This window comes from Rhodopseudomonas sp. BR0G17 (assembly GCF_010907025.1).
GTDB lineage: Bacteria > Pseudomonadota > Alphaproteobacteria > Rhizobiales > Xanthobacteraceae > Rhodopseudomonas > Rhodopseudomonas palustris_H.
The window spans coordinates 1-392 of record NZ_QUML01000234.1; the positions used below are offsets into that span (position 1 = coordinate 1).

At 64.0% G+C, this 392-nt stretch carries 1 pseudogene; it reads left to right on the forward strand.

The annotated features are described in order from the left end of the window. Positions 1 to 116: 116 nt before the first annotated feature. Positions 117 to 392, forward strand: a pseudogene (locus tag DY467_RS26005) (hypothetical protein); the annotation flags it as partial.

Genomic DNA, 392 nt, shown 5'->3' on the forward strand with positions numbered 1-392 from the left:
GGCATGGGGTTCTGGATGCTGTCGCCGAACCTGTTGGTGCTGTTCGGATTCGGTCTGACTTATCTGATCTGCGCCATTCTGGTGCTGCGCAAGCAGGAGGCGTGACGATGGGCTCGATGTTGCGACACATCTATCGTCTCACCGGCAAGGAGCTGCGCAGTCTGTGGGCCGACCCGATCCTGCTCGGCTTCATTGTCTACGTGTTCAGCGTCGCGATCTACACGATCGCGACCGGCGCCAAGCTGGAAGTCGAGGCCGCGCGGGTCGCGGTGGTCGACGAGGATCACTCCGAGCTGTCGCGGCGGATCGCTGCTGCGATGCTGCCGCCGCTGTTCCGTGCCGCCGAGCAGATCAGCCCGTCCGAGATCGATTCGGCGATGGACAGCGGCCGC